The organism is Hungatella sp. SB206 (genome assembly GCF_051132295.1).
Lineage (GTDB): Bacteria > Bacillota > Clostridia > Lachnospirales > Lachnospiraceae > Hungatella > Hungatella effluvii.
In genome coordinates this window covers 7,421,128-7,433,570 of record NZ_CP096603.1, presented here as the reverse complement: position 1 = coordinate 7,433,570, position 12,443 = coordinate 7,421,128, and the positions used below count along the sequence as shown (strand labels likewise).

Here is a 12,443-nt window from a genome sequence, read left to right as displayed (position 1 = left end):
GGGGAACAGGAAAGCAGTAAATTTGAGCAAAGAAGTAAATTTCAGTAAAGCAAAGGCAGGTGACGACATTATGCATAAATTCTTAAGGTCTATTGGATTCAGCCTCTACCAGAAGGACCGGGATATCGATAAATTGTTAGATCAAATGACAGAAGATTTATCCGGCATGAAGCGGATTCAGCTGGATGAGGAGACGAACCTCTGTGAGATCAGAAAAGAGGTAGCGCCTGGAATGGGAATCGCCGTATTTGGACAGATGGACCGGGATGGAGTATTTCACCGGAATTATTACTATCCTTTTTTGAGAAGCGAGGATATGACATCGGATGTGTCCTGTTCCATTCAGCGCCATACAGAGCGCGAGACGTATGCGGGACTGCTTGATGAGTATAAGGTCGGTATTTCCCTGATTTTTTATATCGATAATTCATTCGAATGCAGGGAGAGAATCATGGATAAGAGTTCCCTGGAGACAAAGCGGGCTAATTTAACCGGGCTGGCGGTCAGTGGTAAGATTCTTCTGCCGATTCAGAAGACAGAGAAGCAGCGGGAGAATGCAAAGGTTACGGCAAAGGAGCGGAACACGCTCCTGGAGGCAGCCAAGAACGGTGATGAGGACGCCATGGAGACTCTGACCATCGAGGACATCGACATGTATTCCCAGATTTCCAGACGGGTGATGAAGGAAGATCTGTATTCGATCATTGATTCCTGTTTTATGCCGTGCGGAATTGAATGTGACCAGTACTCGGTAATCGGTGAGATTACGGAAATAGTAGAGAAGAAAAACCAGATTACCGGAGAAGACGTTTACGATTTGAAGCTGGAATGCAGCGACATCGTATTTCATGTGGGAATCGCAAAGCAGGATTTGACCGGAGAACCGGCGGTTGGCAGACGGTTTAAGGGACAGATCTGGATGCAGGGCAATGTGGTGTTTGATGAGGCGGCGGACTAGGCCGTGTTTGAATATGAATTTTTAAAAACACCCTATGCCGGGGGATTTTGAAAGATTCTTCAAGTAAAACTTGACGAAACGCCTAATTGTTAATATAATAATATACAGCCTGTTCGCGGAAGACCCGCGGCACAGGGGATGTTTCTGTAGCTCAGCAGGATAGAGCGTCCGCCTCCTAAGCGGTTGTTCATTCCTCACTATTTACAATTTCATTTGATATACGCGCCAATAGCTCAGTTGGATAGAGCGTCCCCCTCCTAAGGGGAAGGCCGGGGGTTCGAATCCCTTTTGGCGCGCCAGATAATAACGCCGAAAGCCTTTGTTTTCAAGGGTTTTCGGCTTTTTTGTTGAGCAGTAAAAGAAAAAATAATCAAGCTTCGCTTGGAGAGGTTTTTCTCTTTTATTGCTGCAAGGGAATCATGGTTCGTGTATTTCGTATCGCTTATATTATACAGTAAAATCAGTGGTTTTGTACAGTAGCCGAATTTTTGGGTGATTAGCGGTGTTCCGTACGGTTGGTGTAGAATGACCGCTGTTAGTCTGAATTATTTTTTTCGTACATAGCAATAGCAAACTCAAGCATCTGTTTTCCGGCTGAATCAGAAGCCACTTCCTCAAGCTTTTTTGCAAAATCTTCATCTTCCAGTGAGATTGTCACTTTGGATTCAGAATCCGATTCATCAGAGCGGATAAGGAATTTTCCAATCGCTTTTGCTGTATCAATTCTTACGCTGTCCTCCGGCGTTTCGTAATAGTCCTGTATTGTCCCCAACTGACGGTGGGCGGTATCCTTTGCCAAACTTACATAGTCATGCCCGTTAATCGCCAGTTTCTTTGTGATAGAGAAATGTCTTAGGCTATACAGGTCTACCCTCGGAAGTCCCAGAGGTTTGTAGAAAGAACTGAACATATCATCGGCGTATTGTGAACTGATATGCGTACCATCCTCGTGAGCAAATATCAAATCATCGTCAATGTAGCTGTCTCCTGCAAGCTGTTTATGCTGATTCTGAACAAGCTTGTAATCACGGAGCATGAAAATGACTTCCGGTGCTACATAGATTCTGTCCGTCTTTGCTTCGATTTCCTTTTCCGTCTTGGTAACATGGAAAACCGCTCGTCTCTTTGCATCCAGTCGGGTGCTGCGAACTTGGTCGAATACTTTGAGAATTCCTCGACCGTTTGTTTCTTTAATAAATTCCTCAGAGCGATAGACCAACTGCTTGTAGACACGAATATAGGATGGTTCGTGCTTGTCCTCGTTATCGTATACATCAGACCACGTTAGGGCAAGACATTCTCCAATACGGCTGCTCAGTGCAATCATAAGGCTGATTAGAAGCTTTAGCTGCGGATCGGAACAGTTATCATACGCAAAATTAAACTGTTCTTCCGTCCACACCTCACGTCTGCCGGACTTCGGCTGCTTCACAGTCACACCCAACATGGGGTTTTCTGTGATAATCTCCAAATCATCCGTAGCGTACTTAAATGCTCGGCTGATGATTTTCTTGCAATCGTAAACAGTACGCTGTGATACCCTTGCTCCATTTGCCCTATGATTCCCGTTGGCTTGCGGTAATTGAAGCATATCCTTGAAACCCTGTCTCATATCGACACGGGTTATTTTCCATATAGGGAATGAACCAAACACGGGAACAATGTAATTACGAATCTTACCGATATTCGCTCTGTAAGTGCCCTCGTCCCATCCATATCTGTCTCCGATGGTATGTAGATACTTGGTATGCTCGGCATAGGCATACAGGAGCTGTTCAACAGTTTCTATCTCCGTTTTATCGACTTTTGAAGCTACTGTTGTGCCCTTGGCAGCCTTATGTTCCTTTTCTCGGAGCAGAAGATAGGATAAGAACTGATTCTTCGCACGTTCGTTGTTCACGGTCTCGGTGGTCTGGTGTTCCTTGCCCTCGGAATCAAGATACCCGTAGCGGATGCGCCAGTTGTCATTGGTAGCGTTAATTTTGGTTGGCTCGCTATGCCACAAATATTCAGCTATGTCTTTCTTTTTAGGTTTTCTACCCATAAGTTTTCTTCCTCACAAGTTGTTAGAACTCATTCGGATGATTGTTATACCAATCCTCAAAGCTGTTCTTGTCGATACGAAGATATTTTCCCACCATGAATACACGAAAATCATTGTTTTTCTGATGCTTTTTGATAAAGTTGCGGACACTTTCCTCTCCGACACCATAGATGTTCATAATGTCCTGCACAGAGTAGTTGCGACACTCCATGATGGACGGGGTTACTCCTGCCATAGTATTCATCTCCTTTATATTGGTTACTGGTTAGACACGGTTATGTGGCATTATTCTTTTTTGTGCCACAACGGTATTATAGCACAGTAGCTTTCCCGACGTCAAGCGATTTGACACGATTATGTGACTTACAGTTTTTTGACGTGGCAATTTTTGTGTGATTACCCCGTTTGCGATAGATTACCATTGCTTTCTTCCTAAAAGGATGTTATTATTTGAAGTGTTATGGTGTATCGTAACACCAATACAGCTTGGAGGGAAATAAATGAGTTTATGGGATAAATTCTTGAACAATATAAAGATAGAAAAACGAATCGAAACGGGACAGAAAATCAAGAGAATCCGTTTGCGTAATAAGACTGCCGTTTCAGAATTGGCAGAAGCCGCAGGGGTAAATGAAGCTGCAATAAGAAATTATGAGGTTGGATATCGCCAAATTTCCAGAGATAAATTGGAATTGATTGCTCAAAGGCTCGGTGTCCCTGTGGAAACACTTGTTGACCGCCAGATCGACAGCTATAATGATGCCATGCACATTCTGTTTGAACTGTCGGATAAATATGACCTTGTTCCTATCGAACTTCCGCAAGAGCCTAAGTACGCTATCCAGACAAAGGATGAGACAATTCTACAAGCGTTACAAGCATGGTACAATGAAAGGCGCAAATGGGAGAACGGGGATATCACACAAGCCGAACTGCAAGAGTGGATGGATGCGTTCCCTTTGCAGTGTGAAGAAAACGAATCCCCGGCAGAAAAAGTTGAATCCCGTTATACAGACTTTGAACGCATTTTGGGTTTGAAATCCTCGTTAGAGCAGCTTGATATGATTGTGAATGACAATGTAGAACTGATTGAGGATTGCATTGCTCATAAGGATTATAAAGCGGCTCGTGAGCATTTGAGAACGCTTAAAGCCACTGTTCATACGCTGTCACAGGTGGATATCAAACGATACGGAAAATAAAGAAATCACAGGCGATTCCTATTGCACTACGCAAAGGAGCTGCCTGTGATTTTTTGTTACTTGGGTTCGATGGAGCAGCGGTCTAACGAAAACTCCAATAGTATACCAATCAGTTCATTTCGGCTGCGACCTGTCTGAGCCGATATTTCATCAATGCGCTGCACAACGTCCTCTCTGATACGAACAGAAAAGGTCTTATAACCGTCATCCCCCTTGGGACGTTTCGGATGAATTATCAATTTTTCCTCTTTCATGCTAAATCACCTCTATGTTAGATTTTATGTTTCCATAGATGTGATTTATATGTTATAATTTATGTTATAAATTATATTGGAGGGATTGAAATGAACTCGGACGAATTATATACGCTGAAAAGTATGGTGCTTGATAACTACGAGCAGTACCATGACGGTCTTAGAATACTCTTAGAAAGCGATAAGGGGCTTTACAAGGCGTTTGGACAGTCTCCCCGTACAAAGTACCTAAAGACAGAGAACTTTTATCTAACGTCAAAAGAACGCCTTACGTACATGATGGGATTCATTGATGCCTTAGCTTGGCTGACAAGACAGGGAAAGTTAGTGCCGGATACATTCCCGACAGATATCGCAGGATTCACAGACCCGGAGGAAACCCCGGAAGAACGTGCAGAATATTTTGAGCAACGATACAAGGGCTTATCGCCGGAGCAGCGTGCCGAACTGGAAGCGTTTGATAAGGAAAACGAAGAAATGTGGCTTGAACAAGTCGAAGAAAGCATTAAAGAGAATAAAGTAATCAATAATCTGATTCTGCGTATTATTACCGGGGAAGATTTTTGATCTAAGATTACACCGCCAAAAACAAAACAGAATTTGTGGAGGTATATATGAGCAGAATTACAACAAAAATCTTAAAAATGATAATTTTTTCAGGAATCTTTGCTTGGCACGTATATAGCCAATTCAAAAAAGGAGGGGCGATTTTTTCATTAGAAGTAATGGGAGCTGGTCTTGGACTTGCCTCTTTAGCCTATATAAGCTTATCGCTTTATGGATTTATATTAGATGTATCAAAGAGATATCTCCTTGCATTTATAATAACGGTAGTGATAGCATTGCTTGTAAGTTTTAAAATAGATGGAATTATTGCTTCTATTCCTTGGCTAAGCGAAGATGGATTTGTATTTATCATAATTGTTCTAACAGTTCTCTGTGTGGTTCGGGATGTTAAGACAATACGAACAATATCAAAAATTCAAAAAAGCAGTGTAACACAAACAAATTCTACGGACGAGCATAATACATAAAAAATTCTATAACCATGGGCAAAACTCCGATTTGCTCATGGCTGAAAATTCTATTCTTGCGAGGTGATTCATTATGAAAGATTACAACTATAATGAAAATAGAGAAGAACAGAGTGCAAGGGAGATTGGCAAGAAATTTGCAGAGTTGGGTTTTGGCACTGTTATGACAGATGAAGAATACGCAAGGTCACAAAAACGAATTGAAAAGTCAGAAAAAAGATATAAGTTTTTCGGTTCTGTTTTCAGTGAATTGAGGACGATTATTTACACGCCACTTTCCATTGCGTTTCATGCGGTTTCCTTTGTCGCAAAAGGAATTGGTTACATTTCTTCTTTCGGACTGATTGCAGGAGTTTACTATTTGTATCAGTCTTTTTGTGCTTTCAAGAGCGGTGTTCCGTTTGGGGAAATCGGAGAATTGAGCAAGGCAGTAGGTTTCATAGTTTTTCCTTTTATTGCTTATCTGGTAAGCTATGTTTCGAGAAAAATCTACACCTACTTTGAAGAAAATGCGTACTAATACCAAGGTATGCCCGACAAAAGCTCTGCATTAGCTTTTCGAATATGATAAATAACAAGAGCACCTCTGCACTCAATTGAGTATAGAGGTGCTCTTTGCGTTTGCGTCAGCAGTTAAAGTGAAATCAATACGTTGACGGTTTATCGCTGGTAAACCGCAAACGCAACCATCATCCCAAAAAGCTGTTGTGTGCTAATCGGCAGCTTTAAACGACTTTATTTTGTTACAATTTAGTTCGTAAAACTGGAATTTTCAAATTAGTCTTTGCAAATAACCTTTGAATCTTCACCATCAATTACAATTCCCTGACGGTTGTTAATTGGGCATAGATTCAAATCCGAAAACTCAGTTATTATTTTCTCGGTAACTTTCTTAAATGGTGCTGTAAGATAATGCGGAAGAACATAGAAATCAATCAAATCAAGCCCTGCATCATCTTCTTGTGAGTAGTCCTCCGGCTTTTCATCCATTTGTTCAATATATTGGATAGTTGGAGCGCATATAATCGCACCTGCCGATTCACCGATCATCAGTTTTCCCTTTTCCAATTCCTTCTTCAATAGCTCATCCGTTCCCGTTTTACGGAGCTGGTCCATAAGGAAGAAAGAATTTCCGCCGGTAAAATATATCACATCTGCTTCTTCAAAAACAGACTGTATCGTTGAATAAGCCTCCGTTGAAATATCAATTTCAGTTACGATTGCTCCCAACTTTTTGAATAATTTTCGAGCCGAGCCGACATAACCGGTGTAGCCTTCACGCAGTGAAGCTGTTGGAATAAATGCGACTTTCTTATTTTCAATTTCTTCCTTTATCAGACTTCCTACACTTGAAAAGTGCGAACATAAAAATAGTTTCATCAATATTCTCCTTTATAAATCCCGATTTGTTGGTTTCATTTTATCATATAGCATCATCATCTTACAAGCGTACTTTCTACCATGGTTAGAAAACAGAGATTATTATACACTTGAGGAATCGTCCTTTGGCATCAGTTCCAGAATCTTTTTATACCAGAGTTTTTCCTCTCCGTTCTCTCGCAACGCAAACTGACAAAACAGTGTCATTAACTCAAAATATTTTGCTTGGAGTTCTCCCCAATCTTTATTAGAAGAAAATCGAACAGCATTTGTGTTATAAGCAATTTGATTGACGTTATTTCCAATACGGTTCACTTCGTAAATCAACTGCTTTGCCTGGTCTCTATCCATGTGCCACTGCTTACCCGTCAATGCTTCCGCAAGAATCAGTTTTCTTAAATAGTCCGCTTTCGATAAGCCGTACTCAAAAGCATTTTTTGTGAGCATAGCATTTTCCTCTGGAAGCAAAGTAAAACGGAATTGCTCTGTGCGAACTCTATCTTTTTCAGCCATTTATTACTTCTCCTTTCAAAACTTCCTCACCGTGAGGAAATTACAAAATTGTTCGTCAGTGGTTTTAGTTTTGTTGTGCCGTCTGTGGGACAATCATTTTGCCGTTTTGCAAAATGGTACGGGTGGGGGTATTAGGGGGCACTGCCCCAGTGCAACGGCTAACAAGTGGGAAAATGACACGAGTGGGTACATTTCCCCTATGCTTGCTATTGCAAGTATAGGGAGAATAATGGACAACGAGTGGGTACAATTTCCCCATGCTTGCTATATGCAAGTATGAGGGAATGGGTACATTTTCCCCCTGCTTGCTAATAATGTTTTGCTATGGATTTTTAGGGTCGAGAATTGTATCAAGCTGCGATTTCCACGCCATAATATTTTCGATTTCTTTTTCAAAAACATAGGATTCTTTTTGGCGTTTTCTTTCCAGAAATTTGCCCCAATAATAATCAATTTCTTTCTGCAACTCATTGATGTACTCTTGCAGTTCGTCCCTTTCCTCAGCGGAATATTCTTCGGTGTCAGCGGTCATTTCCGCCATTTCTTTTTTATTGCTTTCAAGTTCATCCATCAAATCAATATAATCGTCCAAATCGCCCCACAGCAGCAAAAATTTCAGAAATGTATCATCCGAAAACATGGCGAACCAACAACGCTGATACCACTGTTCCGCATACATCCGTTCATCACTTCCGTTGGAATACGTTCCGTCTACCAAATCCCCGATGAAATTCTCTAACAGTTCTGAAATCGTTAGCCCACCCTCGCCGGATTTTTCGGCAAGGCGTTTCACATCTGCATCGGAAAGATTCACTGTTATGGTTCTTGGTTTTATGATTTCGATTTCGTTTTTTCGTGAATTATAGTCCCTCATTTCGTCTCCTTTGCTTGTAAAATAGATTGATTTAAACCGAGGACAACGGCAACTACGGGTGCGCCGTTGTTTTCGTTAGGATAAGCGGCAGAATTTTGCCGTTGTCCTCGTAAATCCGACTACGGGTAATTTTTCTTCATCATCCTATAAAAACAACGGTGTTGGCGTAGTACCCGTAGTTACTTGACTTCGATATAGTCAAGAGTTATCCATTTTTTCTTGTTATGGAATGCGCTCACATAAGAAACCCCATAGATCTCTCTCAGCGAATCTTGCGCTGCTTTCAAGCTCTTTGAGAACACAGCAGCACTGTAACTAACAAGAATCGACTCTCGTGCCTGCAAGATTGTCAGCAGCTCTGTTGCTGTCCCCTCCCAATGGTGCGCTTCTTCTGCCTTAATGAAATTAACGATAGCGTGTAAGAACCGTTCTTTCTCATTGACAACCGATTCGTCACGGGTGAGCTTGTTCCAACGGCAGGAGTCCTTGTCAAATTCAAGAGCAAATTCAAAGGCTTCGGTGTCACGGTTGGAAATGGTGAGATTGGCTCTGGTGTCGGTGCGCTTGCTCTTTGTCAGCACCCAGTTCCCGTCCGTTCCTCCTGCCATGCCCTCACTGCCGGAAATCTTGCTGATATCATCATCGTGCTTGCCTTTGTTGGTGTGCGTGAGTGCAAGGATGGTAAGGCCAAATTCCATGCTTATCTGACGCAGGATGTTGGTAAACTCCACGTCTCCGGCATAGATGTTTTTTACAAACTCATTCCCTCTGATATGTTGGAGCGTATCAATGACAACCAGTTTGATATTGGGATGCTGCGTTAGGTAATCACGGATATCTTCCTCAACGCCGGAAGTGATGCTATTTGCCTTTAAAACGAAGTGGATGTTCTCCATACCCTCATAGGCTTCAAGCATCTCAAAACGGCTCTGTAAGCGTGTTACGGTATCTTCCAGACCGAGATACAAGACCTCGGACTGTATGGCTTGATAGCCCCAGATTTGCCCACCACTGGCAACAGCGTAGGATATCTGCTCGGCAAGCCACGATTTACCAACTTTAGCACCTCCGGCGAGGATAAAGAAACCGTGCGGTAAAATGGTGCTGATGGTGTAATGAAGCGGTGGCAAGTCCATTTCCATCAAGTCTTTTCCGTTGATGGATTCAAAGCGGCTCTCCTTTATTTTTTCTTTTATCGCTTCTTCGCTTCTCATATTTGTAGTCGATTCATTCATTGCGAATACTCCTTTGTGTTGTATTTTGAGATTCGCCATGCTATAATGTGGTATATCGTATTTCATAGCATGGTCTGAGCTTCTGTGTATTTGCCCATACAGAAGCTTTTTTCATGTAAAAAGAAAACCACAACTTCGATAAACGAAATTGTGGTTTAGTGAGTGATATTTTGTAGAGACATCAAGCTATTTGTACAGTTGCGTTTTTAAGTACAAGCCGTGGTAACCAGTTTTAATCGGCTTGATGTCTCTATAATCGTCACGGAGAAAATACAGAAACCGGGTATAAACGTCACGAATACGTTACAAAGCGAATAACCCGGAAGCCTTGATTTGCCTCCTAAGCGGAAGGCCAGCGGTTCGAATCCGCTCAGGAACGTTGTGACAGACGCCGAAAACCTTGGTTTTGCCAGGTTTTACGGCGTCTTTTTTGAGTTTGAAAACCGGAAACGAGCAGGAAATATCAAGACACCTTTATCTCAATCTGCTATAATGAAGCAGACTGTGAAAAATCTGAAATTGTATGAGAGTATTCGCAGATGAGAAAGAGGGGTAAAGAGATGGCAGATATCATTGTCCAGGGATTGACTCAAAATAATTTAAAGCATGTATCTTTCCGAATTCCAAAGGAGAAGATCACGGTATTTACGGGCGTGTCGGGATCCGGGAAGTCCAGTATTGTTTTTGATACCATAGCCGCCGAATCACAGAGGCAGATGAACGCCACCTATCCGGCATTTGTGCGGTCCAGGCTTCCAAAGTACCCGAAGCCTGCGGTGGAGCGCATTGATCATTTGACGGCTTCTGTAGTTGTGGATCAGTCGCCTCTGGGCGGGAACGCCCGGTCCACAGTAGGGACGATCAGCGGACTGTACTCCAGCCTGCGCCTGTTATTTTCGAGAATCGGCAGCCCCTATGTGGGGACTGCATCCTATTTTTCCTTTAACGATCCCAACGGGATGTGCAGGACCTGTTCCGGGATCGGTAAGATCACTCAGGTTGATATAGAAGCTATCCTGGACCGGGACAAATCGTGGAATGAAGGCTGCGTGAAGGATTCTTTGTACAGCCCCGGAACCTGGTACTGGAAACAGTACGCCAAGTCGGGCCTGTTTGATTTGGATAAACCGTTAAAGGAGTACTCGGACGAAGAGTACAATCTTCTGCTGTACGGTTCCCGGAACGGCATGGATAAGCCGGAGAACCCGAAGGTGACCGGAATCTATCACAAGTACACGAAGACACTCCTGAATCGGGATATCAGCAATAAAAGCAGGCATACACAGGAAAAGTCACAGAACCTGATTGCCGAGACCGTGTGTACGGAATGCCATGGACAACGGCTGAATCAGGCGGCCCTGAGCTGTAAAATAAATGGCTGTTCCATTGCGGATTTATGCGGCATGGAACTCACTCAGCTTCGTGAGGTGCTTTTGCAGATCACCGATAAGACGGTGGATGTACTGGTGCAGACACTGATTGAAGGACTGGACCGGATGATCGAGATCGGCCTGCCGTATCTCCATTTAAACCGCGATACCCCATCCCTGTCCGGAGGCGAGGCCCAGCGCCTAAAACTGGTCCGGTATATGGGAAGCAGTCTGACAGGCTTGACGTATATCTTCGACGAACCCAGCGCCGGGATGCATCCACGGGATGTCTACCGCATGAACAGCCTTCTGAAACAGCTTCGTGACAAGGGCAACACGGTGCTGGTGGTGGAGCATGACAAGGATGTAATCTCGATCGCCGACTATGTGATTGACGTAGGCCCCCAGGCGGGGCAGAATGGCGGGGAGATCGTCTTTGCCGGCACGTATCCGGAACTGCTCCGGTCCGGCAGTCTGACGGGAAATGCAATGATGGAGACGCTGCCGGTCAAGATGGAACCGAGAAAGCGAACCGGAAGTCTGCCGGTTCGCGGAGCCTGTCTGCATAATCTGAAGAATGTGGATGCAGACATACCGCTGGGGATTATGACCGTGGTGACCGGAGTCGCCGGTTCGGGAAAGAGCACACTCATATCCCAGGTATTTGCCAGACAGTATGAAAGCGACATCGTGATGGTCGATCAGGGTCCCATCACGGCAACAAACCGTTCCACACCAGCCTCTTATCTGGGATTCTTCGATGAGATACGAAAGCTGCTGGCCAGGGAAAGCGGGAGGCCGGACGGACTGTTCAGCTTCAATTCTACCGGTGCATGCCCGGTATGCGGCGGAAAAGGCGTTATTGTCACCGAGCTGGCATACATGGATCCTATCGTCACGGAGTGTGAAGCCTGTTCCGGAATGCGGTATAATGAGGAAGCCCTGGCCTGCATGTACAAAGGCAAAAATATTGTTGAACTGCTGGGAATGACCGCATCACAGGCGATGGATCTGTTTGAGGATGCGAAGATTCGAAAACATCTGAAGGTAATGCAGCAGGTCGGACTCTCATATCTGACGCTGGGACAGCCTCTCAGCACCCTGTCGGGCGGAGAGCGCCAGAGAATCAAGCTTGCGAAGAATCTGGGGAAAAAGGGAAGCATAATCGTCATGGACGAACCGACCACCGGGCTGCATGCGTCGGATATTCAGAATCTTTTAAAACTCTTCGATCTGATCGTATCCCGCGGAAACAGTCTGGTTGTCATTGAACATAACCTGGATGTGATAAAGCAGGCGGACTGGATCATCGACATCGGGCCTGATGGCGGTAAAAACGGCGGGGAGGTCGTATTTGAAGGAACACCCATGGATATGATACGGTCTGCAGAGACGCTGACGGCGAAATGTCTGCGGGCGTCCTGTGCACAATAGAAAAATCGAGATTATCGTCTGCTGAATGGAAAGCACTGGAAGAAAAAGCAGAAGACATGTCTGGTATCCGTCAGGTCGTATTTACGCCTGGCGGCTTTTCTTCTTTATCAGGCCTCGCAGGCTTGAATTATCGCCTCATTTTATA

The 12,443-nt window shown here is 44.0% G+C and carries 13 protein-coding genes and 1 tRNA gene; 7 read left to right on the top strand and 7 right to left on the bottom strand.

The window, feature by feature from the left end; genetic code table 11:
* Positions 1-70 precede the first annotated feature (70 nt).
* Together M1L66_RS33405 and M1L66_RS33400 are read left to right on the top strand one after the other, a co-directional pair.
* The gene (locus tag M1L66_RS33405; protein ID WP_055657698.1) at positions 71-958 is read left to right on the top strand and encodes a DUF3881 family protein; all 888 of its coding nucleotides are present in this window, start codon (positions 71-73) and stop codon (positions 956-958) included.
* Between the two features lie 222 nt (positions 959-1,180).
* Positions 1,181-1,257: transfer RNA gene (locus M1L66_RS33400), tRNA-Arg, on the top strand.
* Between the two features lie 236 nt (positions 1,258-1,493).
* Here M1L66_RS33400 and M1L66_RS33395 read toward each other — a convergent pair.
* On the bottom strand, positions 1,494-3,002 hold the full coding sequence (locus M1L66_RS33395; RefSeq protein ID WP_118076972.1) for a tyrosine-type recombinase/integrase: 1,509 nt from the start codon (positions 3,000-3,002) through the stop codon (positions 1,494-1,496).
* A gap of 22 nt (positions 3,003-3,024) precedes the next feature.
* Complete coding sequence (locus tag M1L66_RS33390) at positions 3,025-3,237, bottom strand: helix-turn-helix domain-containing protein (protein ID WP_118040979.1); 213 nt, start codon at positions 3,235-3,237, stop codon at positions 3,025-3,027.
* A gap of 265 nt (positions 3,238-3,502) precedes the next feature.
* Here M1L66_RS33390 and M1L66_RS33385 point away from each other — a divergent pair, with 265 nt between their 5' ends.
* Positions 3,503-4,204 (top strand): helix-turn-helix domain-containing protein, encoded by a 702-nt coding sequence (locus M1L66_RS33385; protein ID WP_118040981.1) that lies wholly within the window; start codon positions 3,503-3,505, stop codon positions 4,202-4,204.
* 56 nt (positions 4,205-4,260) lie between these two features.
* Here the strand turns inward: M1L66_RS33385 and M1L66_RS33380 are convergent, their stop codons facing one another.
* Positions 4,261-4,458, bottom strand: coding sequence for a ribbon-helix-helix protein, CopG family (locus M1L66_RS33380; RefSeq protein ID WP_006773348.1), 198 nt, complete (start codon positions 4,456-4,458; stop codon positions 4,261-4,263).
* 90 nt (positions 4,459-4,548) lie between these two features.
* Between M1L66_RS33380 and M1L66_RS33375 the strand changes: the two genes are divergently transcribed.
* The 3 genes from M1L66_RS33375 (at position 4,549) to M1L66_RS33365 (ending at position 6,012) form a co-directional block, all read left to right on the top strand.
* Positions 4,549-5,025 (top strand): hypothetical protein, encoded by a 477-nt coding sequence (locus M1L66_RS33375; protein ID WP_118076971.1) that lies wholly within the window; start codon positions 4,549-4,551, stop codon positions 5,023-5,025.
* A gap of 47 nt (positions 5,026-5,072) precedes the next feature.
* A complete protein-coding gene (locus M1L66_RS33370; protein ID WP_118040983.1) occupies positions 5,073-5,492 on the top strand; it encodes a hypothetical protein in 420 nt (139 codons plus the stop codon).
* 73 nt (positions 5,493-5,565) lie between these two features.
* On the top strand, positions 5,566-6,012 hold the full coding sequence (locus tag M1L66_RS33365) for a hypothetical protein (protein ID WP_118076970.1): 447 nt from the start codon (positions 5,566-5,568) through the stop codon (positions 6,010-6,012).
* A gap of 257 nt (positions 6,013-6,269) precedes the next feature.
* Here M1L66_RS33365 and M1L66_RS33360 read toward each other — a convergent pair whose 3' ends face one another.
* From M1L66_RS33360 to M1L66_RS33345, 4 genes are all read right to left on the bottom strand, one after another.
* Positions 6,270-6,872: a Type 1 glutamine amidotransferase-like domain-containing protein gene (locus tag M1L66_RS33360; RefSeq protein WP_118040987.1), complete on the bottom strand. Its 603-nt coding sequence runs from the start codon at positions 6,870-6,872 to the stop codon at positions 6,270-6,272.
* Between the two features lie 102 nt (positions 6,873-6,974).
* A complete protein-coding gene (locus M1L66_RS33355) occupies positions 6,975-7,385 on the bottom strand; it encodes a plasmid mobilization protein (RefSeq protein WP_118040997.1) in 411 nt (136 codons plus the stop codon).
* A gap of 322 nt (positions 7,386-7,707) precedes the next feature.
* Positions 7,708-8,259 (bottom strand): molecular chaperone GrpE, encoded by a 552-nt coding sequence (locus M1L66_RS33350; RefSeq protein WP_118040999.1) that lies wholly within the window; start codon positions 8,257-8,259, stop codon positions 7,708-7,710.
* 179 nt (positions 8,260-8,438) lie between these two features.
* Entirely contained in the window at positions 8,439-9,494 is a 1,056-nt protein-coding gene (locus M1L66_RS33345; RefSeq protein ID WP_118041001.1) for an AAA family ATPase, read from the bottom strand.
* Between the two features lie 560 nt (positions 9,495-10,054).
* Between M1L66_RS33345 and M1L66_RS33340 the strand changes: the two genes are divergently transcribed.
* On the top strand, positions 10,055-12,298 hold the full coding sequence (locus M1L66_RS33340; RefSeq protein WP_434690023.1) for an ATP-binding cassette domain-containing protein: 2,244 nt from the start codon (positions 10,055-10,057) through the stop codon (positions 12,296-12,298).
* Positions 12,299-12,443 lie beyond the last annotated feature (145 nt).

What these genes read in the sequence shown, in the direction of transcription:
- M1L66_RS33405 (WP_055657698.1), top strand. Translation starts at nt 71, where the DNA reads ATGCATAAATTCTTAAGGTCTATTGGATTCAGCCTCTACCAGAAGGAC.
- M1L66_RS33380 (WP_006773348.1), bottom strand. Translation starts at nt 4,458, where the DNA reads ATGAAAGAGGAAAAATTGATAATTCATCCGAAACGTCCCAAGGGGGAT.
- M1L66_RS33365 (WP_118076970.1), top strand. Translation starts at nt 5,566, where the DNA reads ATGAAAGATTACAACTATAATGAAAATAGAGAAGAACAGAGTGCAAGG.
- M1L66_RS33375 (WP_118076971.1), top strand. Translation starts at nt 4,549, where the DNA reads ATGAACTCGGACGAATTATATACGCTGAAAAGTATGGTGCTTGATAAC.
- M1L66_RS33355 (WP_118040997.1), bottom strand. Translation starts at nt 7,385, where the DNA reads ATGGCTGAAAAAGATAGAGTTCGCACAGAGCAATTCCGTTTTACTTTG.
- M1L66_RS33340 (WP_434690023.1), top strand. Translation starts at nt 10,055, where the DNA reads ATGGCAGATATCATTGTCCAGGGATTGACTCAAAATAATTTAAAGCAT.
- M1L66_RS33360 (WP_118040987.1), bottom strand. Translation starts at nt 6,872, where the DNA reads ATGAAACTATTTTTATGTTCGCACTTTTCAAGTGTAGGAAGTCTGATA.
- M1L66_RS33385 (WP_118040981.1), top strand. Translation starts at nt 3,503, where the DNA reads ATGAGTTTATGGGATAAATTCTTGAACAATATAAAGATAGAAAAACGA.
- M1L66_RS33370 (WP_118040983.1), top strand. Translation starts at nt 5,073, where the DNA reads ATGAGCAGAATTACAACAAAAATCTTAAAAATGATAATTTTTTCAGGA.
- M1L66_RS33345 (WP_118041001.1), bottom strand. Translation starts at nt 9,494, where the DNA reads ATGAATGAATCGACTACAAATATGAGAAGCGAAGAAGCGATAAAAGAA.
- M1L66_RS33350 (WP_118040999.1), bottom strand. Translation starts at nt 8,259, where the DNA reads ATGAGGGACTATAATTCACGAAAAAACGAAATCGAAATCATAAAACCA.
- M1L66_RS33390 (WP_118040979.1), bottom strand. Translation starts at nt 3,237, where the DNA reads ATGGCAGGAGTAACCCCGTCCATCATGGAGTGTCGCAACTACTCTGTG.
- M1L66_RS33395 (WP_118076972.1), bottom strand. Translation starts at nt 3,002, where the DNA reads ATGGGTAGAAAACCTAAAAAGAAAGACATAGCTGAATATTTGTGGCAT.